Here is a 25353-nt window from a genome sequence, read left to right as displayed (position 1 = left end):
AATGACGCAAGATCGGATTGTACGCGCACAACAGGCACTAAAGACACAAGGGATAGACGCAATATTTATCGAAAGAGGAGAAGACATCGCGTATTTTCTTTACGATGAAGCTGTATCTGGAGGACTATTGATTGGGCAAGAAGAAGCGGTGCTTTTTGTCCAAAGGATGGACAAGGATCTTTATGCAAAAATCCAATGCGTGCCGCTAGTTTTTTGCCGTCAAGATTATACCCAGGAGTTGTCTCAGTTTATACAGTCGCGCGCATATCAAAGTGTGGGATTCGATAGTCAGCATACCTCTTATGAGAGCTATGAAGCAAAAAAACAGTTCTCTTGCCATTGGGAGCCTTTAAAACTATTTGTTGAAAAATTGCGAAGCATAAAGTCTGCCCAGGAAATTACACAAATGCGTCAAGCTGCAGCTTTAGGATCCTTAGGATATGATTATGTACTCTCGATCCTAAGAGAAGGGATAACAGAAAAAGAAGTCGCAAGAAAATTACGCACATTTTGGGCTGAGGCTGGAGCTACAGGCCCCTCCTTTCCTCCGATCATTGCTTTTGGAGAGCATGCAGCCTTTCCCCATGCTATTGTCACAGATCGTCCTTTATGCAAGGGAGATATTGTCCTTATAGATATTGGAGTGCTTCTGAATGGATACTGCTCCGACATGACTCGTACTATTGCTTGGGGGACCCCCCATCCACAACTGATAGAGAGTTATCCCATAGTTGTAGAGGCGCAGAAAGCTGCAATTGCTCTATGCAAAGAAGGCGCCCTTTGTGGAGATATTCATGAGGAAGTCATACGAGTTTTAAGAGAGCAGAACTTAGACCCCTACTTCTTCCATGGGACAGGACACGGTGTAGGAAGAGACGTCCATGAGTATCCACGTCTTTCTCCTGCTGGGAAAACCCTTGTTTTAGAATCTTCTATGACTGTAACTGTAGAACCCGGAGTCTATTTCCCTGGCATTGGAGGCATCCGCATTGAAGATACTCTAGCGATACAAGGAAGTAAAAATTTTAATTTAACGGAGAGGCCTGTATCTCCAGAGTTAATTTGTTTATAAAATACTCTGGATCTTTTTAATTGTTAAAGTGTTGGTTTTATTTCTCTTTGTTTGTATAAATTGATTTTTTTTCTCTAATTCGTTATCTTTTTTCTTATTTTTAATTCGCTTCCACTATGTATCTGTTTCTCTCGGTAGGCTATAGTTTTCTTAGTGTTTTGCTGGTCTGCTCAATTGTAGGGAGTACGTCTCATTGCGATGAGGATATGTATACCTTTTTATTGGAAGAGGGGGAAGATTCTCATGAGCGTATCTTGCCTTCAGAAGATTTTTTTTCAGGGGGGTGGGAGTTAAGTTTTCCTGAAATTCAAGAACAGCTTCCTGATTTGCGTCAGGAGGTGGTGTTTTTGGGGAGCAACGATCGGCCAGATGCCTTAAAACATAAGTTTTCTTTAGAGCTTGCTTCTTCTGGGGAGCAGTATATGGCTGCGGCTGGAGAGAAGGTGTTTTTATGTGTGGGTTCTTCTTCTTCGGGTCCTGTGTATACGTTTAGTTCTTCCCCGACCGATTTGTGGTTGGAATGTCGCCCTGTAGGGAAGGAAGGAAGAGTGGAAATTAAGGTACGCCTGCTTGGCGTCAATAAGACTTTAGTAACCTCTCCTAAGGAGAGGGAAACCTTATTTCTAGGCCCCTCGATAAAAAATGTTTCTTCGTGGGAGATAGGGGGAATTAAAGTAGATCCTAGCTTTCCTATAAAGCAAAAGATGCGGCGCGTGGGTGCGGATAAATTCCTTTTGATATATGGAGGGCCGGAGTTTGCGGATAAAGCGGCTAAAGAAAGAATAGATTTTACTACAGCTAAGGAGGAAAATTACAGTCGGTACCTTGCTGTAGGAGAGATTTTGCTTTGGGATGGAGAGTGTTGGCAATACTGTGGGGCGTTTTCCGGTGAGAGCGCATCGGCACCTCTTTTAGAAGTGAAGAAGATTGATGATAAAGTTGTCGTGATGGAGTTGTGGAATGTGGGGGGAACCGCACATCAGTCTGTAAGCCTTGCGAAAACAATTAGCTCCCCAATAGAAATCACGGATATTTTGCGAGAACTCGCGTTTATAGGAATGCGGTCATGGTCCCGTCCTATTGTGATGCTTGGTGAACAAAGGATGATCCTTTCTCCTAATGATTGGGTGGTAAGAACTGCATCTGGATGGGAAAAGCTCTCATCATTACAGCAAGCGCAAGATTATGTTTCCGGGAAGCTGTTAGGACCGCTATTTGTTTTTGAAAAGTTAGAGAAAGAAGGCCAGAGTTTCGTTCTTCATGGGCGTATATTTAATTCTTCAAGAACTTTGAGTGAAGTTGTAATTCTCCCCTTAAAGCAAGGAGGAGAGGCACAGCTTGAGTCTCAAGAGAAGCCTACAGTTTCACGATCTGCTTCAGAAGGGCTGGGAAACAGGGGAGAGCATAGATGAGATTTTTTTATAGCTCTATAGCCTATATTTTAGGGATGACTGGCTGCGTGTCTCCGTTGGCTGCGCTGACGATTGCAGAGAAGATGCACTCTTTAGAAGAGCATGAGGTCTCCACAGATGCATATGCAGGGATGGCTTCTTTTAATCTTGATATGAAAGAGAGTTCTCTTCGCTTAAAACAGATTTATGAAGAGGCTGCAAACTTAAGAGCAGCGGGATGTGAAGAGGCTCAGGTATGGCAGGAGCTTTTATCTAGGCTTTCTCAAGTAAAGCGTCACCTTCGAGAAATTGAAATGCTTTGGGCTGAAGAAGTCCGAGACAAGAATGAAAATTTCGAGGAGTATGCTTTATGGCATCACCCCGAAGCCACGATTTATAATCTTGTTGCGGATTATGGTGAGGAGTGTATCTACCTTGTCCCTCAAGATATTGGTATGATGAAAGTCTCAGCATTTTCAAAGCTTGTCGTTCCTAAAGAGAGCTTTGAGCATTGTCTGACTCTGATTCTTTCGCGTTTAGGCATTGGAATACGTCAGGTAAACCCATGGATCAAGGAGCTTTATTTTCATAGGGAGGGCTCTGGAGTTGCTGGAGTGGTAGCTTCTAAGCAGGAGCTAGAATGTTTGCCTTCCACTGCCCGCATCGGGTTTATCTTGGGTTCTAAGAATATCGATGTACGCGCAGAGCTACAACTGTTACGTAAGTTTATCAATATAGATACGACACAAATTGAGATTATTGCTGGGCATCTGTGGGTTTTTGGAACTGTAGGGGAGATTACAGAGCTTCTGAAGGTGTATGAGTTTATCCAAAAGGATAACGTTCGGCAGGAGTACCGCATTGTTCCCCTAAATAAGATTGACGCGAAGGAAATGCTAGAAATTTTAAATGCGGCCTTTCGTGAAGATGTTACCAAAGAAGATAGAGAAGATTCTGTAGGGTTGCGTGTAGTTCCCTTGCAATATCAGGGAAAAGCGCTTTTCTTACGAGGTTCTGCAGCTCTCGTACAGCAGGCCGTGACGTTGATACGAGATCTTGAGGAAGGCATAGAAAGTCCTTCGGATAAGACTGTGTTTTGGTATCACGTGAAGCACTCCGACCCTCAGGAACTTGCAGTGCTGCTTTCTCAGGTCCACGATGCCTTTTCTGGAGAAACCTCTTCCTCACAAGGAAAAGCGGAAATCTCTATGGCGAAGGCGTCTCCGCTAGTGCAGATAGATACTTCTTCGGGGGTTCCTATGAAAGAGGGGCCTGTAAAGTATGGAAACTTTATTGCGGACTCAAAGACAGGCACGTTAGTCATGGTGGTAGAGAAAGAGGCTCTATCGCGAATTCAGATGTTGCTTAAGAAGCTCGATGTTCCGAAGAAGATGGTCCGTATCGAAGTGCTGCTTTTTGAAAGAAAGCTTTCTCACGATAGGAAATCCGGATTAAACCTGCTGCGTTTAGGGGAAGAGATTAGCAAAAAAAGTTTAACCCCCACGGTTTCTTGGGGTTCGGGAGCAGGGATTTTAGAATTTTTACTCAAGGGTGCAACGGGATGTTCCATAGTCCCGGGATATGACCTTGCCTATCAATTTTTAATGGCTCAAGAAGATGTCCGTATTAACGCGAGTCCTTCAGTTGTGACGATGAACCAAACGCCGGCAAGAATTGCCATTGTGGATGAGATGTCTATTGCGGTGTCTGCGGAAAACGACAAAGCTCTGTATAATCGGGCGCAATACGGAATTATGATTAAGATGCTTCCTGTGATTAACGTCGGGGAAGAGGATGGGAAGAGCTATATTACCCTGGAAACGGACATCACCTTCGATACAACTGGGAAGAACATGGATGACCGTCCCGAGGTGACGCGTCGTAATATTACTAACAAGGTGCGGATCGCAGATGGAGAATCTGTAATTATTGGAGGTTTGCGCTGTAAACACATGTCTGACTCTCAGGAGGGGATTCCTTTTCTTGGAGAGATCCCAGGGCTTGGGAAGTTGTTTAGCATGAATGCTGTCTCGGATAGCCTTACGGAAATGTTTGTTTTCATCACGCCGAAGATCTTAGACAACCCTATGGAAAAGCAAGAGCGCTATGAGGAGGCTTTGCTCGCCTCTCGTCCAGGGGAAGATGAAGAGTTCTATCAAGCTTTAGTTGCGAGTGAGGCTGTAGCACGTTCTGCACAGCAGAAACTAAAGATGCGCTCCATGATGGGCTTCCCTTCACCTCTAGTGGAGGACTTAGAGTACGATGGCCGATGATCTCCTGAATTATAAGCTTTTAGACCTTTTCCCCTATACGTTTCTAAAGAAACACTGCTGTCTTCCTCTTGAAGAAGAGGGCGATGTTCTTGTAATTGCTCATGCACCGACGACCTCCCTTGTAGCTTTAGATGAAATTCGGTTGTTATCGAAAAAGAACGTACGCTTTCTTATAAAAGAAGAAGCTGAAATCCTACAGAGTCTGCAAAAGCTTTATAGCACAAGAGGCGGAAAAGCTTCTGATATGCTGCTAACGATGGAGCAGGAAACCTCCCCCACAATGGAAGCTCAGGAAGATCTCCTTGAAAATACGAGTTCGGCTCCTGTTGTCCGGCTGTTAAATTTGATCTTAAAAGAAGCGATCGAAGAGCGAGCTTCAGATATTCATTTTGAGCCTTCCGAAGAGGTATTGCGTATCAGATATCGTATAGATGGAGTTCTTCATGACCGCCATTCTCCTCCGTCACATCTACGCTCTGCACTCATCACGCGGCTTAAAGTTTTAGCTAAGTTGGATATTGCGGAGCATCGCCTTCCCCAAGATGGTAGGATAAAGCTGCAGCTTGGTGGACAGGAAGTGGATATGCGTGTCAGCACAGTGCCTGTGATTCATGGGGAAAGGGTCGTTTTGCGGATCTTAGATAAGCGAAATGTGATTTTAGATATTGCAGGGCTCTGCATGCCTGAAGCAATGGAGAGGGAATTTAAAGAAAATATTAAAGCTCCAGAAGGGATTTTGCTAGTTACGGGCCCTACGGGAAGTGGGAAAACTACGACGTTATATGGAGTGTTGCAGGAGCTCTCAGGACCGTTTACAAACATTATGACAATCGAGGATCCTCCAGAATATAAACTCGCAGGGATCGCACAGATCGCTGTAAAGCATAAAATCGGTCTGTCGTTTTCGCGTGGGTTACGGCATTTGTTGCGTCAAGATCCGGATATTTTAATGGTGGGAGAAATCCGAGATCAGGAAACAGCAGAGATCGCCATACAGGCAGCTCTAACGGGACATTTCGTAGTGAGTACCTTGCATACAAATGATGCCATCTCGGCTGTATTTCGTTTGATAGATATGGGAGTGGAGCCTTATTTGCTTTCCGCAACCCTTGTTGGAGTGGTGGCACAAAGGTTGGTAAGAAAACTTTGTCCCCATTGTAAAAAAACCTGCTCCCCAGATGAGCATGAAAAGGCGTTTCTTCTTTCCCTTAAGGAAGACCCTCATCGCCAAGTATACCATGGACAGGGATGCTCGGCGTGTTTTCATTCTGGATACAAAGGCCGACAGGGAATCTACGAGTTTTTCCGTCCAGATGCGCATCTGCGCTCAGAGATTGCTCAGAGGCAAACATATCAGGCGTTGCGAGACCATGCCTATACCAGTGGTTTTTGTCCTTTGTTAGAGCATGGTGTTGCTTTAGCCCTTTCTGGGCAAACCTCATTATCCGAGGTTTTGAGGGTAACAAGACACTACGATTAAAGTAGGAGGGGATGATGCCAAGATATGCTTATACCTATCTTGACTCTAGGGAAAAAAAAAGACGGAGTTTTTTAGAGGCTGCTCATCTTCAAGAAGCACAGGAGAAGCTTATGCAGCAGGGAGTCCAAGTATTAGGTATACGAGAAGCTCCCCCCAGTCGTATCCGTATTAAGAATACGGAGTTGATTGTCTTGACGAAGCAACTTGCGTTACTGCTGCGCTCGGGATTGCCTCTATATGAAAGCTTAGCTTCCCTGAGAGATCAATATCAAGGGCAGGGGATAGCAACATTGTTATCTTCGTTTATGGATGTGTTGCGCTCGGGAGGAGCATTATCTGAAGCTATGGCTGTACATCCGGAGATATTTGATAACTTTTATTGTAGTGCTGTCATAGCTGGGGAGAACGTCGGAGCTTTGGAAGAGTGTTTGAATAACGTTGTTACTGTATTGGAGGAGCGCGCGCATATCTCAAAAAAGCTCTTGGCAGCCTTGAGTTATCCCCTGATTTTATTGAGCTTCTCCATTATGGTGATTTTATTTTTTCTCCTAGGGGTGATTCCTTCGTTGAGGGAGAGTTTTGAAAATATCGAGCCCAACAGGTTAACTACGATTGTATTTGGTTTGAGTGAGTGTTTATGTACTTATAAGCTCACAATAGCTTTGGGTTTAGGAGGCGGAATAGGGATCGGCATGGCATTTCGCAGAAAGATCCCCTGGAAGAGGTTCTTTGAGAAGTGTTGTTTTGCCTTCCCCTTTGTGAAGAAGTTCTTAGTCAAGGTAGCTTTGATACGCTTTTGCTCTGTAGCTTCAGCAATTTTAAAAGGAGGAGGCACCCTAATAGAAGGCTTGGAGCTGGGCTATGGAGCCATCCCTTACGAAGGGATTCGTGATGAAATGAAGTTGATGGTAAAGGCAGTGACCCAGGGGAGTTCTTTGAGCGAGGAGTTCGCACAAAGACCTTGGGTTCCAAAACTTGCCTTAGGCATGGTATCCCTAGGGGAAGAGTCTGGAGAGCTTGCTGAAGTATTGGGGTATGTTGCCCGTATGTACAATGAGGATGTGCAAAAAACCCTTTCTTGCCTAACCTCATGGTGTCAGCCGGTCATTCTTATACTTTTAGGGGGGATTATTGGGGTAATCATGCTGGCGATCCTCATTCCTCTCACAAGTAATATACAAGCGTTGTAATTATGAATGTAGGAGTAGGCGTATGAAAATTCAGAAAAGGAAACAGGCAATCACATTGATCGAGATGATGGTTGTCATCACCCTCATAGGGATTGTTGGAGGGGCATTAGCGTTTAATATGCGTGGAAGTATCCATAAAGGGAAAGTATTTCAGTCCGAGCAGACATGTGCGAAGGTGTATGACATTTTAATGATGGAATATGCCTCAGGAGGAGCATCCCTGAAAGATATTCTTGCACAAAAGGAGAAAATCCTAGAAGAGGCAGCTTGGTGTAAAGAAGGCAAAAAGCTTTTAAAAGATGCTTGGGGAGAGGATCTTATCGTTCAACTCAATGAGCAGGAGGACGACCTAGTTATTTTTTCCAAGAGAGCCAAAGCTTCTAAGTAGAGATCCCCATATTGAAAATATAGGTAGAAGATGGCTTCTCAAAGTAGACATAAGCGAAGCTTTTTTCTTGTAGAAATTCTGATGGCGATTTCTTTGACCTGTGTGGTGCTTTTGCCTTGCATACAATTTTACTCAGGAGTGCGCAAATCTTTTGAAGAGAACATCTTGTTGCTGCAGCTTCCAGCAACTATAGACAGCTGCTTTTTCGCTATAGAGGAGGACATGCGCATGCAGATGTTGGCGGGGGAGTTTCCTTCTTCGGGATCTGGAACTCTTTCTTCTCCCATGTACACAAGCCTTGGGAAGGAAATCCTAGTTCCTTATGCCTACAAGGCGGATATTCGCAAAGGAGTACGTATGGATAATAATATTGTCAAAGTTTGTCTTGCAGATGTTTCTGTGGAGCTTTTCCCAAATCAAAAACATATGGTTTTTGTTCAAAGATCGCTATGTGTTACTTCATAACCTCCCCTCATAAGAAAAAACAAAAGCGCCAATTTTTACTTATGGAGCTTTTTATATCTCTGACGTTGCTGGCGTTTCTTCTTGGGGCATTAGGATTTTGGTATCGAAGGATTTACTGCCTACATAAGCAGCAAGAGAGAGCATACGCATCATTTTTAGAAGATTCCCGAGCTTACAAGCAGCTGCGTATTCTATTTAGAGATGCGCTCTCCTTATCGGAAGATCCCGGGGCTCTCTTTGCCTTAACCTTTGATCGAGGCGTGTACCGTGATCCCGAGCTTGCTGGGGAAGTCCGCGCTGCTTTGCATTATAATGTGGATACCCACCGCTTAGAACTACGGATGTATAATTTGAAAAATTCCCAAAAGATGGAGCGGCACCTTTTGCTCTCCCATGTCAAGAACATCACAATCTCTTCTTTAGGGAACATCGAAAACCAAGAGCTGCCAGAAAAAATTTCTCTAAGCATCACTCGAGAACTTCCAAAACAAAATGCTCGTACATTACACTATGTATTCTCTTTAGGGAAATAGCTATATGCAGCCGTATATTTTTACTTTACTATGTCTTGCATCGCTTGCTTCTTTGGTTGCCTTTGATGCTGCTAACGCACGTAAATACTCTGCATATGCACAGACTATAGAAAACCATGAGAATTTCTTAACAGTACGGCGTGCTGCTTGTGCCGAGGTAGAGTATCAGGAAAAGCTAAAAAAGCTTGCACCGATACAAAAGCTCCCTAAGGATAAAGAAACTTCTACTCCTAACAAAGTAGCACAAGTTGCCACAAGGAAAAAACAGCGCTATCGCTTATTAAAAGTGCCCTTTTCTAGACCTCCAAATAACTCCAGATATAACCTATATGCTTTGCTTACAGAATCCCCCGAGGAGTATAACAACCCCTCATCATGGTATGCGATTTTTGTAAGGCTTTTGAAACGAGCTTATGTGGACCCTGGGATCGTTCCTCAGGGAGCAGAGTATGCCATCACGAACCTTCTTCTGAGCAAAAAAGAAGAAATCCTAGAGGGGGCCTCTAAATATGGCCCTGATATTCTTGAGACCCTAACACTCCCAACCGAAGAGGCGGAAATCTTTTATACGATGTTAAAAGGATCTCCGCATGCGCAGTCTTTATTGAACTTCCTCCATTATGAAGAGAAAAGCTTGGGGGAGTGCAAGCTCAACCTGATTTTTATGGATCCTCTATTATTGGAGGCGGTCATTAACCACCCCTTGGGATGTCAGGAACTTCAATCCTTGCGTGACGGAATTTGGGATGCCGTTAAAACCCAAGAAGAAGCTATCCAACAGCACGGGCAAGCCGCAGCTCTGGAGCTCTTTAAAACCCGTACAGATTTTCGCCTCGAGCTTAGGGATAAAACTCAGATCATCCTTAACCAGCACGGTTTAGTAGAACTGCTAAATAAAAAGCTCTTCGATTTTACCCTAGGGAGTGCCGGAGATTACTTATTTCTTATAGATCCTCAAACTAAAGTAGTTTCCCGCTGCCGTTGTTCTTCAAAGAGCTCAAAATTATAATTTTTATTTTATTTTTAAATTAAAAATTAATAATAATTAGTTTTAGATGAACTATTAAAAAGTATTTTATTTTACGAGGTGGGCAAAATGGCAGATGAGGCCCCAAAAAAAGATCCTTCTAACGAGCCTTCTTCGCAGATTTCTGGCATTAAGAAAAAAGTTAAGGATTTGCATATGAACCCCAAGGTGCATAGTATGAAGCATTTTTTCATGCGTCATGCACGGGAGATTATCGGAGGAGCTCTGTTGCTTTTCGGGATTATCTCGGATTTTGTTTCTTGGATAGGGGGAGCTTTTGTTGCTTGTGGGATTGTCTTAGGGTTTTACAAGGACATCCGCCTAGCCTTGGCCAATATGCAGTATTACTATAATAAAAACGGCCCTATTAAAAATGCTCTTCTTTGTGGATTATTGTTATTTTTCATGATGAACATGTTCACATTTGTTGTGGCATTTTTGCTTCTTTGCGTAATTCTTATTTTCATTATGGATGCGCGTCCCCCTGTAGAGAGCCAAGAACATCACCACCTCTCAGATCACCATCAACAGTAAACAGCTTTTCTATCTTTGCAGGCATCAGCAGGTAAAAACTCCCCCTAAAGGGGGAGTTTTTTTTCTCCGAAGATTTAGAGAACCAGAGGTTTGGAGCCAAACAACATCATGGGGATTTCTTTAAACCAGGCAAGGGTGAAGTAGTCGATTTGTTTGATGATGAACCACCAGGCAAGGGTAAGAAAGAGAAGCCCCATAAAAGCCTTCAGAGCGGATAATAGATAGATTACCTGTACCTGAGGTGCCATACGGTTAATAATCCCCAAGAAAAGGTCAGACATAAGCATAGCAAGAGCTGCAGGAGCGCTAAGCTGGATCGTCATGATTAAGCTGAGCTGGCAGATTTTGATGAGAGTAGACCAGATAGGGGCATGGAGGCTCATGAGCTGGGGAGGGAAGAAGTTGTGGATGGGGATAACTTCTAGGGATTGTAATAGCAGCGAAAAGATAATCCTATGGCCTCCCAAAGACCAAAAGGCAATCGTGACAAAGTAATGGTAAAAGATCCCATGTGGGGAGGTTTGTTCTATGGAGATAGGAGATGTGGATCCTTCTAAACCTTGAATTCCCTGTTGGTTTGTAATGAAAGATCCTGCAGATTGTGCAGCATAAAAGGGAAATGCCAAGATAAAGCCAATCACAATGCCAATGATCATCTCTTTGATAAGCAAGATGTAAAAGAGGTCTTCATTTGTATAGTTTGCAATGCGAGTATCCATCAGGACCTTAGGAAAAATAATCGCCAACCAAGATAGGCCAATGCCAATCTTGATTGGAGAGGGGAACAGTTTTGCTCCTAAAAAGGGAACGATAGAAAAGATCGGCAAGAGCCTTGCAAGTAGAAGAAGAAAGACAGACCACACATATGCAGGAGGTAATTTAAAGATATAATCCAAGTAGGCAGATCCCAAATGAGAAACAAGCTCAGGTAGATTTATGCCCATGTGGGTTATTTCCATTTATAAAAGTTTTGGAAGATCTGACTTGCGAAGCGTAGGATCATCGTACTGAGCCACCCTCCAGAGATCATCAGAGTTCCAAAAATAACAACAAGCTTAATGGCAAAAGCAAATGTTTGCTCTTGGATTTGCGTTGCGGCCTGAAAAATCGCCACCATAATCCCTACGATGGAAGCAAGGATGATCGGAGGGGCTGAAACAATAAGAATCAGTAGGAGAGATTGGTACGAGTATTCAAACAGGATAGATTTGAAGCTTGTAGCAAGAGTTAACACGGGCGATGTCCCTATTTAAAACTAATCATAAGACCTTGAAGAAGCAATGTCCACCCATCTACCATGACAACAAGAAGCAACTTTAAAGGGAGAGAAATCGAGAGGGGAGAAAGCATCATCATTTGCATCGCTACAAGGATATTTGCAGTGACTAAGTCAATCACGAAAAAAGGTAAGTAGATCATGACTCCAATTTCAAAAGCATTTTTTATCTGCCCCATAATAAATGCAGGAATCACGATTACAAAGTCTGTTGCAGAGAGATGTTCACGAATTTCTGCAGGGAAAGTCTTTTGTGAAATCTTATAAAAACTTTGAATTTGAGCCTTTGGGGTATTGCGAATTAAAAAGTTTCTCAACGGCTCCTTAGATTTGTTAAAGGCAACAAAAACAGTCTCTGCACCTTCTGCAGTAAATAAATTCCTGGGAATAGTGTTCGCTTCGATTTCTTTTTTTGCATCTTTATACATGGCTGCTCCTGTAGGGAACATCACATAAATAGAAAGAATAAGAGCGATACCATTGAGCACTTGGCTCGGAGGAGTTTGCTGCACTCCTAAGGCGTTTCTTAACAGTACTAGGGTAATGATGATTTTCAAATATGACGTGAGCAGCATGACCAAGAAGGGCGATAATGCTAAGAAAATCAGAATAACTGCTTGCGTTGTGAGGTCAGGATAGGTGTCGGAGAAACTCCCCTCAGATAATCCTTCTCTGGGGAGTACATCATCTGCAGATACTGGAAGCCGATAGGAGGGCATGGGTAGCGGTTTTTTCTCTATCACAGGAGCAGGAAGATCCTGTGATGGCGGCAAAGGAGACGAGTCACAACGAGAAGGGCAGGATACCGATGAAACATCTGCATGAGCTACGCACCACGGAGCACTACAGGCAAAAATACAAAGGAGAGTTCGGAAAACGATGCGCATGGTTTTGGAATCCCTTTATTCTTTTTTCCCCTCTTTTTGAGTAGAAGAGGGAGATTCTGACTCACTTACAGTGGGGTCTTTTTGTTTTAATATAGAGGAGAAAGCCTTTTCGAGGGCGAGTAATTGTACATCAAGCTGCGCATTTACAATCCCCGCTTCCGTTTCGATAATACATCCTCCTGGGGTTACTTCAGGCTTGGTCGTAAGAATTAATGTATCGGCATACTCCACAATTTTTTTCAACTCAGGGCGGTTTTGTTCAACAATCTGAAGGTCTTTGGGATTGAGATAGATAGTAATCTGTTTATTTTGGGTGAGCTCTTTGAGTGCTTGAGAAATGATAGAAACAATAGTTTCTGGATGCATTTCCAACTCTTTCCCTATAATCTTTTTTACGCTCGCAACCGCTAGCTGCACTAAAGAATCTCTCACGCGGTTGCGCAAATTTTGAATTTCCTGCTGAAGAAAAGCTAACTGGGCATTCCATTCGCTGCAGCCATCTTTAAACCCCTGAGTTTTAGCTGCTTGACGTAGCCTCTCACACTCTTCCTCTGTGTTTTTAAGAAAGGTCTCGCTGTCTTCTTTTGCGTGCTCTAAAAGCTCTTCAGCATCTAGAAGAGAGGAAAATGCCTCGGGAGCTAAAACCTTCGTATTTGGGGAGACATCGTCTTGTGAATGAATTAGGCTGAAAAATTTCATCTCTACTCAAGGCGCATCTCCAAGAATTTTAGAGAAACGCCGCTCCTTTGTTATTGTGAAGTTTATGGTTTTACGAGGAACTTTTCCTTCGTATTTTCATTATCTAAGCTCTTTTTTTTCTTTAAGACAAGTTTATTGCACCAAAACTTTTAAACATCTTTCCAAAATATTTTTATAGTAATCCACATGGGGATTCATAAAAGACTCTTGTAAGGCCTGTTCAAAGACGTACCCTCGGTGAAGGTCTAATCTTCTTAAAAAATACCATAAAAAAGATGCGTTTTCTTTAGCTAAAGCTATTGCTAAAAAGCGCAACCCCTGCTTATGAAGAAAGGGCAAAAGATCCGCATCTTCTTCCCAGGCATCAAGAAAATTCGTACTTTCAAGATACTTCATAGGATGAGATTGGCAGTAGATTAGAAAAGATTTTTCTGTAGGGGAGAGGATGTTATGCACACGCTCAATAAGGACTTTATCTACGATGTTCCTAAGTTCTTTTGCAAGGTAGTGCATTCCTAAACAATTAATCACGGAGATTTTCGTAGGCCCCGAGTAATATAACATCGCGTTCATCGTAGATGCGGGAAGAAAAACCTCCTCAACAATGCCAGCAGGGCGTAGTTTCTCACTCAACATATGGAGAAGATAAAACGCTCCAAAATCTGAACAGCGCTTGGGGAGAGCTGCAATACTAGGTAGTAAAGGAAGAAGTTCCTGAACGAGAGATTCTGGAAGAAGAGCTAAAAGCTGACTTTGAATTTCTTTTGGGAACTCTTTGAATGCTGCTGCAATCCAGGAAGGATGGATCGTTGCTAGCCAACGCATAGAAAATGACAGCGCACTTAAAGGAATTTCCTGAGAATGTGGAGAGGAGACAAGAAGATCCTCTGGCAAAAATCTTGCCAGATCATCCTCTTTGGAGTGCTTCATTAAGATGTCTAGAGTTCCGAAGGTATTGGCAGTCACTAACTTTCCTCATTTTCTGCGCTTCCTTCTGGAGCATCTGTTGAGGCCTCTTTAGCTTGCTCAGCATCCTCTTTTTCTGCAGGAGCTTCTGCAGGATCTTTAGCATCAGGAGCTTTGTTTGTGGGTTGTGCAGAGTTTAACGCTACAGTAGAGTATGGCGTTGGTGAGAACAAACTTTTTGCTCCTCCCAAGGAAAGAATGAGAGTATGTGTTTTCCAAATGACCCAAAGAAGCCCGCATGAAAGGATAAACAAAATAAGAATTAAGAAATAAAAGATAAGGCGAAACTTTAAGAGTGACGATTTGGCTAGCACAATCCCCCAGACGGAAACATAATCGATATCATCTGTTAATCCCCAAGGGCCATTAATGGTAATGTCGCTGTAGGCAGCGCGATCGCTAACCACGGAAACATTTTCAGGGGTGAGACCAGGGACTGCACTAGCAATTAAGCGCTTGATTTTGGAGGCCATAATACTGTTAGGGTTGTCTAAAACCCCACGATGTTTCACGTAAACAGAGGCAGTGAGTGGGACAACGTCTTCTTCCGTAGAGAAGGAAATTTGCACACTAGCATCTACGATCCCATCCATTTTACGAATCGTAGAGGCCATCTGTTCTGAAAGGCCTTCTTGGTAGCGGATTTTTTCTTGGAGTTCTGATGGGACAAGACCTTGTTTGGCAAATAAGTCCAAGAGACTAGTTCCTTTCATTCTAGGAAGACCAGCCTGATTTAAAATAGCCAAGGCTTCAGTAATTTGTGCTGAAGGCACAGAGATATCCCAAAGCTGTTCTGTAGATCCTCCTCCCGTAGAGGCTGCAGCTTTAGGGAGCTTTTGTGCAGCGACTCCTTTGCTAACAAGAAGAACTACGATTTCATTTGCTTCTCTTCCTGGAAGCCCATACACAATGAGCGATCGGCTATTACACCCTGTACAACAAAACAGAGCGAACAAAAAGAAAAAGCACCGAGAAATAGAACTACGAAACATAATCCACGCATACCTTTTTACTCACCATAGCAAAAGGGGGGATTAGTGCCAATCGTGAACATTGAATAAGAAGTAACCTCATGATAGTGAAGTGGTTGCGCGCGGTAAAAACCCGAAACTTCTCCTCTAAAGACAGACTCTAAAGCATGTGAATATGGAAGGTGTGGGGAATTACGATACGCTAGATATCTTTTGTTGCAGCGTATCAAGTACAATATCTGCGTTGAGGCTAGAGCGCACGAAAGGTCCAGCATGGACATACAATCCTAAAGATTCTCCAACTTGGCGATAATAGGCAAATGTTTCTGGTGTGACGTATTCTTTTACGGGAATATGCAAGCGAGAAGGGCGTAAGTATTGACCGATAGTAACAATCTTCACCCCAATGGAAGCAAGATCTTGGAGAGCATGTTTCACCTCACTTTCTTGCTCTCCCAATCCTACCATGATCCCAGACTTAGTCAATATGTTAGGGCGATATTTCGCTGCGGCCTCAAGCATAGAAAGAGAACGTTGGTATGTTGCTTTGTGGCGTACCATGGGGGTTAAGCGCTCTACAGTTTCGATATTGTGATTATAAATTTCTAGCCCAGCATTTAGTAGGGTATATAAAGCAGAGAGGTTTCCCTGAAAGTCTGAAGCAAGGATTTCTATTGTTGCTTTTGGAAGCTCCTCTTTTAACTTTTGGATGATTTTTACTAGCCCTTCAGCACCTCCATCTTCTAAATCATCTCGTGCTACCATGGTAATCACTACATGACGAAGATTTAAAGCTTTCGCTGATAATGCAATTTTTTCCGGTTCTTGGGGATCGATAGGCTGGGGTTTTTGTGTAAAGTCTATGTTGCAAAAGCCGCAGCGTCTTGAGCAGGCAGAACCTAGTGCTAAATAAGTTGCCGTTTTCCGAGACCAGCATGAAGTGCGGTTAGGGCATAACGCCTCTTCACATACTGTTGCCATGCTGACACTCTTTATAGCAGCATCTGTTTTAGCAAATGTTGATCCTTTGGGGAGTTTTAGCCGCAGCCATTTTGGGAAGCGGCTAGGAAGAGGTTTTTTTTGCTTTGGGGATTCTGGTAGTGTCATAATTTCGGAGGAAGATGTAGAGGATGATTGGCAGCGAGCATTGCCCCTTCTGCCCAAACCTCAGAAAGTGTAGGGTGGGCATGAATTGTCTCATAGATGCAAGGCAATGTAAGTTCATTACGGATAGCGAGAGTCATTTCCCCAATGAGAGAAGCCGCATGGGGGCCGATGACATAGGCTCCTAAAATTTGTTGTGTGGTTTCGTGACTAAGAATTGCGGCAAAACCTTGAGACTCCCCCATGGCAACGGCCTTCCCTATAGCTTTGAAGGGAAATTTTGTGAGTTTAACAGGGAGATTTTGCTGTTGCGCTTCGTAAGGGGAGAGCCCTGTTATGGCAACTTCTGGTGTCGTGAAAATCACAGAAGGGATCGCAGAGTAATCCATAACTTTCGTATGCCCAGAAGCATTTTTCCCTGCGATAATTCCTTGATGGGAGGCAACATGTGCAAGCAAGCATTTCCCTGTGATATCGCCAATGGCGTAAATATTAGGAATATTTGTTTGCATCATGTCATCTACGGGGATGATTCCACGGTCATTGCAGATCACGCCAGCTTTATCTAGGTGGAGGTTCGCTGTGTTAAATGTTCGGCCAATTGCTACTAAGACAAAATCAAAGGTTTCAGGCTGAGCGTTTATTTGCATGGTAACGCTACTTTCGGTCTCCTGCAACGCAGAGACCGAAGCTTTTGTAAGCACGCGTATGCCTCGTTTTGTAAATTCTGACGTAATTGTTTTAGAAATTTCGAGATTATTGATAGGGAGAATCTGATCCATTGCCTCAATTAAGGTAACTTCTACCCCTAGAGCGTGGAATAAGGAGGCAAATTCACAACCAATGACTCCTCCGCCAATGATTGCTAGCGTTTTAGGTAAGGAAGAAAGATTCAATATCCCTGTAGAGCAAAGGATTCGCGAGGAAAAAGGGACTCCTGGGAAAGGGCGGGGTTCAGAGCCTGTTGCGAGAATGATTTTTTTTGTTTTGAGAATGTCAGTATTTTCTCCGATAACCTTAACTTCTGTAGAGGAAACTAAAGATCCTCTTCCCTGAAAAACGGAGATTTTATTGCTGCGAATTAACCCCTCTAGCCCCTGTCGGATGCCTTGTACTACGGTATCTTTGCGTCTTACCATAGCGGAATAATCAATCGACATCCCTTCTATATGAATCCCAAACTCTTTTGCATGTGAGAGTTGAGAGACGAGGTGTGCTCCAGTGATTAGAGCCTTAGAAGGAATGCACCCACGGTTTAAACAGGTTCCTCCTGCGTGTAGTTCTTCAACTAGAGCTGTATTTAAGCCGGATTGTGCTGCAGTAATTGCGGCGACATATCCCCCAGGGCCTGAACCAATAACAACGCAGTCAAACTCTTTAGTCATCGAAGTGTTCCTACTCTTATATTATAAAATTGCTGAAGTAATACCACTAATTAGTGAATTGTACAAAGACATGGCATCATATTTTAGGAGCTTTTACGCATTTTAGATCTAATGATTAATTTTCAGCATTGATTTTTTCCCCATAGAAGTTATAGTTTAAAGGAAACTCTGAAGTAAGCGTATTTCATGTAGAGTTGTTTGATATCTCTTCATAAATTGTACTGAAGAAGGCTTAGTCCCCATGCCATTAGCTAAAGAAACGGATGTACAACGCACGTGTTGGAAATGTGAAGGAAGCGTTTCGAAGCACGTATCACAATGTCCCTATTGTAGTGCATTTTTACAAGACCCTCCCGTAACTTCTGGGGGATTTGCTTCTTGTCATGTTTCTTTATCTGAAGATTCCGCAAAGGGAGATGTTGAAGATTTGTTCGCTGTTTCTTCTGAAGATTGGGAAGCAGTTTTAGGCAATCAGAAACATTTGAGTGCAGAAAGTACAGAACCAGAGTCACGCTATATGTGGTTGCAATATTGGCCGTTGATAGTGGGATTTTTAGGGATTGGCTTTTTAGCGTTTGCGGTTTTGATTTTATTTTTTGCTACTGATGATGGGTTGACCCTCACGTGGCCAAAAAGTCGCGTGTATCTCTATGGGATTCTAGGCTCTGTACTCACCTATCAAGGGTATCGTAGGTTATATCATCCTTAAGCTATATCTGCGGCTCTTCTATTTCGTTATGTTCATCTTTATAGGATAAGATTGCCAAGAGGTCTTCACGATTGAGCATATGTAAAATGTTAGAATCTTGTGTAACGATGACTTTGTCTAAAAGGTGAATTTTTTTCTCTATGAGATAGTGAATGCGCTCTTCCAGAGTGTTTTCCGTGATTAATTTATAAATAAACACGGTATTTTTCTGCCCGAATCTATGCACGCGATCTAAAGCTTGATTTTCTTTAGCAGGATTCCACCAACGGTCGTACATGATCACAATATTCCCAGCTGTAAGGTTTATTCCTGTCCCTGCAGCTAATAATGACCCTACAAACACCCGACATGTAGGATCTGTAGAAAACCTTTCGATTTCCTCTTTTCTGTTTAACGACTTCCCTTGAATAGAGGCATACTTTATCCCGATTTCTTCAAGATATTGCGTGATAATTTGGATCATGTGGATATATTGAGAGAACACGACGACTTTATATCCAGAAGCTAAGGAATCTTGAAGGAGCTTTACAAAAACATTCCATTTCCCGGAGTGATGGTGATGGTATTCTTCAGGCTTTTTGAAAAAGACTGCAGGATGATCGCATATTTGTTTTAGGTGGTTTAGAAGCGCAAAGATATGAAGGAAATTTGTGGTTTCTTCAGTTTCGAGCTGTTGGATTTGGCTTTTTTCTTGTTGTAAAGCTTTAGCATACAACCTTTCTTGCTCTGCAGAGAGTACACAGGGAACAATAGATTCTACCTTTTCTGGAAGCTCAGGAAGAACGAGCTTTTTCGTTCTTCTTAAGATAAACGGACGGGTAAGCTTTAATAAAAGATCTTGAGAGGGGATATCCTCAAGATCTTCTGAGGAGGCTTTCTGTGTAAAGAGCTTCTTAAATAATGTATCAGAAGGGAGGTAATTCGGTAAGATAATATCTAAGAGACCTTTGAATTCTAAAAGATTGTTTTCCACAGGTGTCCCTGTCAATCCGAGTTTCATATGGGCATCTAAGCGACAGAGGATTTTGTGGATTTGGCTCGTTTTATTTTTCGCCACATGGATCTCATCAAAAACAGCGATGGTAAAGGCGAGCTTATAAAATTTCGAGTAGTTTTGCCGTAGTGTTCCATAGGAGGTGAGCAAAATATCACAAGGAGGAAGAGTGCTGGGTTTATTAGGGCCATGGAATGTAAACATGCTCACTCCAGCAAGGTGAGAGCTTAAAATGTGTTCCCAATGGGGTAATACGCTCGTAGGACATACTACAAGGAACTTTGGATGGGGAGGCTCTTTGGAGGATTGATAGACGACATCAAGCAATGCTGTTGCTTGGTGGGTTTTCCCTAGCCCCATTTCATCACAAAGAAGCCCAGAAAGACGATAGTTATATAAGAACCATAACCACAGTAGCCCACTATTTTGATAAGGCCGAAGTTGATGATCTGTGGAGAAAAAGTTTTGCGGGATAGGAGGTAAACATGCTGCCTTAAGTTGCGAGAAGAATTGAAGGTCTTCCTCTGTCGCAAGAACATCCTGTGCAAGAGTTAATGAGGCTAAGGCATCGAGTTTAAAGATATCCGCAACAGAAGCAATGAGAGTGCTTTCAGGAATAAGACATTTATGTACAGCAAGAAACTGTTGTAAAAAGTGAAAAAGGCAGTGTTGTAGGTGTAAAAAGCCTGCTTGTGTATATAGATATGCTTTTTTATTTTTTATCCCTTGCAACACTGTTCCTAAGGGCACAGAACCTAGATTTGTCTTTAATGAGAGCTTCAAATGTAGGGGAGAGGCTGGGTGAGGTCGCGATATTGCTTGGATAATGAGTTCGTAGCTTTCTGGAGGGTGTGTTTCAGGATTGGGGAAGAGGATTTTTTCATTACGAAAAAATTCTCGAATAAACTCTGGGACCTGTTCTGCAGGGATGTGCTTAGGTAGGGAATAAATTTTTTGTAGAGTTATAGGAAGTTTTGTAAACCCTTTTCCTTCTTGATACACGAAATTTCCAAATAGTGTGGCCTGCTCTGTTTCTATCCCTTCAAACTTAGGGAGAAGATCTAATCCAGATTTTTCTGCTTTGCGCACTTCCAGAAAGAGAGCTATTGATGAGGTTGTCGGTGGAGTGAAAAAACCGGAGATTTTCTGTAGGGCTTCTTCGTTTTGTACAATAAAAGCGGGGATATCTGCAGATTCAACAATCACCCCATCGTGAATAGGGCTAGTATTTTTCTCTAATAGAAAGAACCCCTGAGTAGGGAAATAAGTCCATTTCCCAAAATACATTTCTGTAGCTGTTGGTTCCCCAACATCATAGCGGAAAAGAAGCTCCCCACGTTCTGTCACACTATAAGTAAGATGCCCTTTAGGATGTGCATCTGTAAAAACTTGAAACCCCGGCTCTTGAATCTGGTGGCCCATATTATCTAGGAATTCTTCCACCTGATCTGATTTTACGGTAAATGAGATCTGAGGAGAAAGCGCTCCAGAAATAGGAAATAGCCCAAGATTAGGACTGTAGCAGTAATTGGGAAAAAGAAGTTGCCCTGAATCAAGGTCCCCGGGAGTATGGAGGTAAGCGGAGAACGATAGCGAGGCGTCGCGAAGGAAGTGGATAGTATAGCGTAAGGGCTTTTCTGTTGTTGTATAATCTAGCTGGGGGAACAGTTGTTTTTGAAGAGCTTCGGGAAGCAAAGGAAGAAGATAGATAGGGATGGAGATTTCTCTAGAGTTAGAGATGACAGCATTTCTTCCTGCAAGATACCCTCGGGAGCCTAGCTGTGTAACGTGAGAAAGTGGGAACCTAGGAGATTCAGGAACAAGAGTACAGCGTACTTGTGATTTCTCAGTGTCTATTTGAATAGCGGAGAGAATAAAATCTTTGTGAGACTCCTCTAAAGTAGTATGAGAGATCTCTAATGTGGGGAAAAGCTTTTCTAATGTAGGAAAGTCTAGAATCTCTCCTGTGCAAGTAATCCCTTCCCAGTGAAAAGAAAATTTTGAGGGGAAGCCTTGGGGATTTTCATGGATATGTAGACGCGCTCCAGCAAGGTTAAAGAGGAAACATTGCTTCGCGATGCGATATAGTGCAGATTGTGGGAAGGTAGTGAGTGTTCGTGCTGTAGGTTCTTGAGATTCATGAATGAGAGGAAGCCAGCGTTGGAAGGCTTCAGGAGAGTTACAGGAAATTTCACAAAAAAGCTGCGGCGTCTGCAGAAGATATCGTTCATGTTCTTTTGCTTCTAATTTCGCAGCATCTAGGAAGAGTTTAAGAAAGTAGTGATACCAAAAGGACTGTAGAAACTTACGATGAATGAACTCTAGAGCTTGAGGATCATAAGCAGCAAAATATGCTGTCATTAAATGTTCACAACACTCTCCTTCGGGGCAGTTACAAGAGGCAAACGTTAACTGGTTCTCTTGATCAATTTTTAGCGTGCTTGTCCAAAAACCTTCCGGGGAGTCCTTGTCAGGAATGCGGATGGAATAACATTCATTAGAAAAACTTACTTTGATTTCTTTGCGGTTGATAGAAAAAAGTTGCAGTGCGACTTTTCGAAAAGGCGCGAGTGCTTCTAAAACCATAAGTACGTTATCAAATCCAAAAATAGTTTAACTTATCAATCTTAAAATGATTGTAAGAGAGAGAGTTAAATAAAACAAAGCTTGAGCGTGGCGAAAGTTCCATAACTTATATGCAATGCTTCCGCAAGTTAACGCAATTAAAGCAGGATAACAGAGTTGTAGCAAAGGCAAAATTAGCAAACTGATGTTTTCGAAATTCAAAATGGAAATGAGATATGTGGGGATCAATGTCAGAATAACTGCAAGAGAATACGTTAACTTCTTAGAGGCAATAACGCGCGCACAAAAATCTGCAACAATCCCAACTAAGGCTATTTCTGTAGTTAAACAGGCGATAAATACGCTGGTTCCGGTTAAGATACTATTAGGCCCTAGAGCAATCATGGAAATCCTGCCAAGGATCTGCCCTTTACTTACATGTGCTAATAATCCTGCATGACGCGCAGCACATAGGGCAAATCCTAAATAGGTTAAGCTAAGTAGCACGGCAGCAAGGAGAAAGCCAGAAATGAGTACGCGTATGTTTCTCTTGCTGATTCTCTGGAAGTTTAAGGGTACCTCATCCTCAGAATCCTGGCCATGTTGTTCTTCGGCTTGCATTTGCCTTAAGGAAATTAACACGATGGAGCAGAAAAAAAATGCTGCAAAGAGATCCATTGTATTAAATCCTTCCATTAACCCTGTAAACCATGCCTGCCTACTTGTTATAGCAGTAAACTCGGTGCTTGGGTTAGCAGGAAGAAGAAAGCTCTTAATGATAATCCACAGTAAGGAAAAGAGCATGACGGGGAAAAATACAGAGCCTAACCATTGGATTAAACGACTGAGTTTACAAGCAAACACATAGATCAATACACAGCAAATCAAGCTAAAGACAGGAAGACTTGGGAGCAATGAGGTTTGAGAGTCAGACAAAGAGGCTAGAGTAGAATGTGAAATTGCAATAGCCCTAGGAATCCCTCCAAATGGCCCAATTAAACATAGGATCGCTATGGTTAACACCATCCCAGGGACTTTCCCTATGGAGGAGAAGAAGCTGGGATAGTCTCCAGAATAGAGAAGTGTGCTAAGAAGCCCAAGAAGTGGGACGCACACAGCGGTCAATATCATCCCAAAACATGCAAACCATGGGTGTGCGTGACAATGGTAGCCCAGAGTCAAAGGAAACACAATATTTCCTGCGCCAAAAAACATGGCAAAAATAGACCCTCCAATCGACCAGAAGGAAGGCTCACATTTATGAGTCCCATTGGAATGCTTCGCTTTCATGATTTTTAATACTTTCTAGATGAGATGATGATACAGCTTTATACAGTTTAAAAAATCTCTCTCTTAGAAAGCAAACAAATTTCACTCAGAAAAGCACAAGAAAATATTATAGTTTTTAGAGAGGCAAAACCATATTTATTTCTTCGTGTGTTTAGAAATCTGCAAACATATGGGGCAGTGTTGGATTTTGTGGTGTAGGGCAGGACAAAATTTCCTTGCATAGGAGATGAGCTGTAGGTGGAGCTTAGGAGAAACTTTGTCTCCAAAAAATGCTACGAGATCTTTCTCTGCTGCTAAAGGGCTTTTCTTTTTAGAGATTCCCCAACGGTGAGATAGCCGTAAAATATGCGTATCTACAGGAAAAGTAGGGAGTTGATAGATGATGCTGAGAAAGACAGAGGCAGTTTTCCTCCCAACTCCTGGAAGCTGCATAAGAAGCCCCATCTCTCTTGGAGGCTCGCCGTGAAATTTTTCAAGGAGAAGGGTAGCTAGATGATGAATATATAGGGATTTTCTCTGGCCTAGGCCACAAGGGGCAATGAGTTCATAAAGTGTGTTTAGGGGAAGACGCGCCATAGTAAAGGCATCGGGAGCTTCTCGAAAGAGTCGCGGCGTGAGGGAGTTTACAGCTTTATCCGTAGAGTTGCCTGAGAGGAGAATTGCAATAAGGAGCTGGAAAGGAGTAGACCACCCGGTTAATGAGGGCTTGGGGTTAGGGAATAGCGTATCTAGAGTAGAGAGAATAAAGTATTTCATTTATTTCCCAATACAAAACTTACTGAAAATTTCTCTCAACACGGCTTCTGTAACTTCAGATCCTGAGAGATTCCCAATAGCATAGAGTGCGTGTCTTAGATCTTGAGCTATAAACTCTGGAGGTTGCTGGGAGAGGAGCTTGTCCTGGGCAGCTTTTAAATTACTCTGGATTGTTTGCAAAATGCTTTGGTGGCGCGAAGATACAAGAAACACTTTTGAACTTTTCCCTGAAGACTCTTTTTGGAGCCATTGCTGCAGAGCGGTTTTTAGCTCTAAAATCCCCTCTCCAGTTTTTGTAGATATGGCAAGCTCAGGGAGATTAGTATTGAATTTTTTAGGTGCAGCAAGATCGATTTTATTCCAAATTAGAAATGTTGACTTAGAAAAGAGGATTTCAGGGAGGGGATTTTGAGGCCGCGTTGCATCCATTACCCAGAGGATCCCTTGGGCAGATTCCATGGCCATGCGGGCTCTGTTGATGCCCTCCTGCTCAATAAGATCATTGGTGTCTCTTTGTCCTGCTGTATCAATTAGACGGATGCGTTTACCTTGGAGGGTCCAGGACTCTTCCAAAATATCTCGGGTGGTGCCGGGGATGTCTGTAACGATTGCTCTGTTTTTTTGTGTCAGAGCATTTAAAAGGGAGGACTTCCCAACATTAGGCTCCCCAGCAAGAATGATCGAAGTCCCTTGAGCTAAACGTTGCCCCTCATCAAAGCTGTCAAGAAACTCCGAAACCATAGCGAGAGCTTTTTGAATGTTGCTTTCTGGGATCTCTAGAGAGGGTTGTTCTTCCTCAGGGAAATCTGCGAGGACCTCAATGAATGCTAGCGCTTCAAAAATGATATCTACTACTTCTTGAATTTTTTGTGAAAATCGACCTTGAAGATGCCCTTGGGCAATATGGTAAGCATCCAAATTATCAGAGGCAATGAGGTTTTGTATCGCTTCAGCTTGTATTAAATCGATTTTCCCATTGAGAAAGGCTCTCTGTGAAAATTCTCCAGGAAGCGCTCCTCGAGCTCCTTCGTTAAGTAGGGCTTCTAAGATTTGAGTGCAGGAAAAATACCCTCCATGACATTGAATCTCAATCACGTCTTCTCCTGTGAACGATCGTGGTGCACGCATAATGATCAGCAGTACTTGATCAATAATGACCCCTTGAGATGAAACTGTCCCAAGGTGGACGGTGTGCGTAGGGAGGTCAACTATGTTCTTAGAAAAGACTTTATTGGCAATAGCAATTGCCTGAGGCCCAGATAAGCGAACAACGGCAATACTCCCTTCCCCCGGAGGCGTAGCAATTGCCGCAATGGTATCATTTGTAAGCATAGAAAATAGGAGTTGAAATAACCCTATTTAGAATATCAGTTTTGATATTAAAGAGATAAGAAGGTT

Annotated in this window: 23 protein-coding genes; 11 read left to right on the top strand and 12 right to left on the bottom strand. The window is 42.8% G+C overall.

Going from position 1 to position 25353, the window contains the following annotated elements; translation table 11 throughout:
* Position 1: 1 nt before the first annotated feature.
* The 10 genes from G5S_RS01040 (at position 2) to G5S_RS00995 (ending at position 10353) form a co-directional block, all read left to right on the top strand.
* Positions 2 to 1072: a M24 family metallopeptidase gene (locus G5S_RS01040; protein WP_013712320.1), complete on the top strand. Its 1071-nt coding sequence runs from the start codon at positions 2 to 4 to the stop codon at positions 1070 to 1072.
* Between the two features lie 206 nt (positions 1073 to 1278).
* Entirely contained in the window at positions 1279 to 2484 is a 1206-nt protein-coding gene (locus G5S_RS01035; protein WP_013712319.1) for a hypothetical protein, read from the top strand.
* Positions 2481 to 4736, top strand: a complete 2256-nt coding sequence (locus tag G5S_RS01030) for a secretin N-terminal domain-containing protein (RefSeq protein WP_013712318.1) — start codon at positions 2481 to 2483, stop codon at positions 4734 to 4736. Before G5S_RS01035 ends, G5S_RS01030 begins: the two co-directional genes overlap by 4 nt.
* Positions 4726 to 6216, top strand: coding sequence for a GspE/PulE family protein (locus G5S_RS01025; RefSeq protein WP_013712317.1), 1491 nt, complete (start codon positions 4726 to 4728; stop codon positions 6214 to 6216). Before G5S_RS01030 ends, G5S_RS01025 begins: the two co-directional genes overlap by 11 nt.
* 14 nt (positions 6217 to 6230) lie before the next feature.
* Positions 6231 to 7406: a type II secretion system F family protein gene (locus tag G5S_RS01020; RefSeq protein WP_013712316.1), complete on the top strand. Its 1176-nt coding sequence runs from the start codon at positions 6231 to 6233 to the stop codon at positions 7404 to 7406.
* Positions 7407 to 7428: 22 nt separating this feature from the next.
* Positions 7429 to 7794 (top strand): type II secretion system protein, encoded by a 366-nt coding sequence (locus G5S_RS01015; RefSeq protein WP_013712315.1) that lies wholly within the window; start codon positions 7429 to 7431, stop codon positions 7792 to 7794.
* Between the two features lie 30 nt (positions 7795 to 7824).
* A complete protein-coding gene (locus G5S_RS01010; RefSeq protein WP_013712314.1) occupies positions 7825 to 8259 on the top strand; it encodes a membrane protein in 435 nt (144 codons plus the stop codon).
* Positions 8260 to 8300: 41 nt separating this feature from the next.
* A complete protein-coding gene (locus tag G5S_RS01005; RefSeq protein ID WP_042280639.1) occupies positions 8301 to 8792 on the top strand; it encodes a DUF1494 domain-containing protein in 492 nt (163 codons plus the stop codon).
* A 4-nt stretch (positions 8793 to 8796) separates the two neighbouring features.
* Positions 8797 to 9801, top strand: coding sequence for a hypothetical protein (locus tag G5S_RS01000; RefSeq protein ID WP_013712312.1), 1005 nt, complete (start codon positions 8797 to 8799; stop codon positions 9799 to 9801).
* 87 nt (positions 9802 to 9888) lie between these two features.
* Positions 9889 to 10353: a hypothetical protein gene (locus G5S_RS00995; RefSeq protein ID WP_013712311.1), complete on the top strand. Its 465-nt coding sequence runs from the start codon at positions 9889 to 9891 to the stop codon at positions 10351 to 10353.
* Between the two features lie 74 nt (positions 10354 to 10427).
* On the opposite strand, the gene G5S_RS00990 is transcribed toward G5S_RS00995, so the two are convergent.
* The 8 genes from G5S_RS00990 to lpdA form a co-directional block, all read right to left on the bottom strand.
* Positions 10428 to 11297, bottom strand: coding sequence for an EscT/YscT/HrcT family type III secretion system export apparatus protein (locus tag G5S_RS00990; protein ID WP_013712309.1), 870 nt, complete (start codon positions 11295 to 11297; stop codon positions 10428 to 10430).
* A gap of 5 nt (positions 11298 to 11302) precedes the next feature.
* Positions 11303 to 11587: a type III secretion system export apparatus subunit SctS gene (sctS, locus tag G5S_RS00985; RefSeq protein ID WP_021756941.1), complete on the bottom strand. Its 285-nt coding sequence runs from the start codon at positions 11585 to 11587 to the stop codon at positions 11303 to 11305.
* 11 nt (positions 11588 to 11598) lie between these two features.
* Complete coding sequence (sctR, locus tag G5S_RS00980; protein ID WP_013712308.1) at positions 11599 to 12516, bottom strand: type III secretion system export apparatus subunit SctR; 918 nt, start codon at positions 12514 to 12516, stop codon at positions 11599 to 11601.
* A 15-nt stretch (positions 12517 to 12531) separates the two neighbouring features.
* Complete coding sequence (locus G5S_RS00975; RefSeq protein ID WP_013712307.1) at positions 12532 to 13215, bottom strand: HrpE/YscL family type III secretion apparatus protein; 684 nt, start codon at positions 13213 to 13215, stop codon at positions 12532 to 12534.
* A 132-nt stretch (positions 13216 to 13347) separates the two neighbouring features.
* Positions 13348 to 14181, bottom strand: a complete 834-nt coding sequence (locus G5S_RS00970; protein ID WP_013712306.1) for a hypothetical protein — start codon at positions 14179 to 14181, stop codon at positions 13348 to 13350.
* The gene (gene sctJ, locus G5S_RS00965; protein ID WP_013712305.1) at positions 14181 to 15173 is read right to left on the bottom strand and encodes a type III secretion system inner membrane ring lipoprotein SctJ; all 993 of its coding nucleotides are present in this window, start codon (positions 15171 to 15173) and stop codon (positions 14181 to 14183) included. Before sctJ ends, G5S_RS00970 begins: the two co-directional genes overlap by 1 nt.
* A gap of 171 nt (positions 15174 to 15344) precedes the next feature.
* On the bottom strand, positions 15345 to 16259 hold the full coding sequence (lipA, locus tag G5S_RS00960; RefSeq protein WP_013712304.1) for a lipoyl synthase: 915 nt from the start codon (positions 16257 to 16259) through the stop codon (positions 15345 to 15347).
* Positions 16256 to 17641: a dihydrolipoyl dehydrogenase gene (gene lpdA, locus G5S_RS00955; protein WP_013712303.1), complete on the bottom strand. Its 1386-nt coding sequence runs from the start codon at positions 17639 to 17641 to the stop codon at positions 16256 to 16258. The genes lipA and lpdA overlap by 4 nt, the downstream gene beginning before the upstream one ends.
* Positions 17642 to 17882: 241 nt before the next feature.
* Between lpdA and G5S_RS00950 the strand changes: the two genes are divergently transcribed.
* A complete protein-coding gene (locus tag G5S_RS00950; RefSeq protein WP_013712302.1) occupies positions 17883 to 18350 on the top strand; it encodes a hypothetical protein in 468 nt (155 codons plus the stop codon).
* Position 18351: 1 nt separating this feature from the next.
* On the opposite strand, the gene G5S_RS00945 is transcribed toward G5S_RS00950, so the two are convergent.
* The 4 genes from G5S_RS00945 to mnmE form a co-directional block, all read right to left on the bottom strand.
* Positions 18352 to 21930, bottom strand: a complete 3579-nt coding sequence (locus G5S_RS00945) for a DEAD/DEAH box helicase (RefSeq protein WP_041466999.1) — start codon at positions 21928 to 21930, stop codon at positions 18352 to 18354.
* A gap of 27 nt (positions 21931 to 21957) precedes the next feature.
* Positions 21958 to 23199 carry a branched-chain amino acid transport system II carrier protein gene (gene brnQ / locus G5S_RS00940; RefSeq protein WP_013712300.1) on the bottom strand — a complete coding sequence of 414 codons (1242 nt, stop codon included), beginning with the start codon at positions 23197 to 23199 and terminating at the stop codon, positions 21958 to 21960.
* Positions 23200 to 23334: 135 nt separating this feature from the next.
* A complete protein-coding gene (locus G5S_RS00935; RefSeq protein WP_013712299.1) occupies positions 23335 to 23955 on the bottom strand; it encodes an endonuclease III domain-containing protein in 621 nt (206 codons plus the stop codon).
* A complete protein-coding gene (mnmE, locus tag G5S_RS00930) occupies positions 23956 to 25287 on the bottom strand; it encodes a tRNA uridine-5-carboxymethylaminomethyl(34) synthesis GTPase MnmE (protein ID WP_013712298.1) in 1332 nt (443 codons plus the stop codon). It lies immediately after the preceding gene.
* Positions 25288 to 25353 lie beyond the last annotated feature (66 nt).

It is taken from the genome of Chlamydia pecorum E58 (assembly GCF_000204135.1).
In the GTDB taxonomy this organism is placed as follows: Bacteria; Chlamydiota; Chlamydiia; order Chlamydiales; family Chlamydiaceae; genus Chlamydia; species Chlamydia pecorum.
The sequence above is the reverse complement of the archived record's forward strand: the minus strand, read 5'-3'. Positions and strand labels throughout refer to the sequence as shown.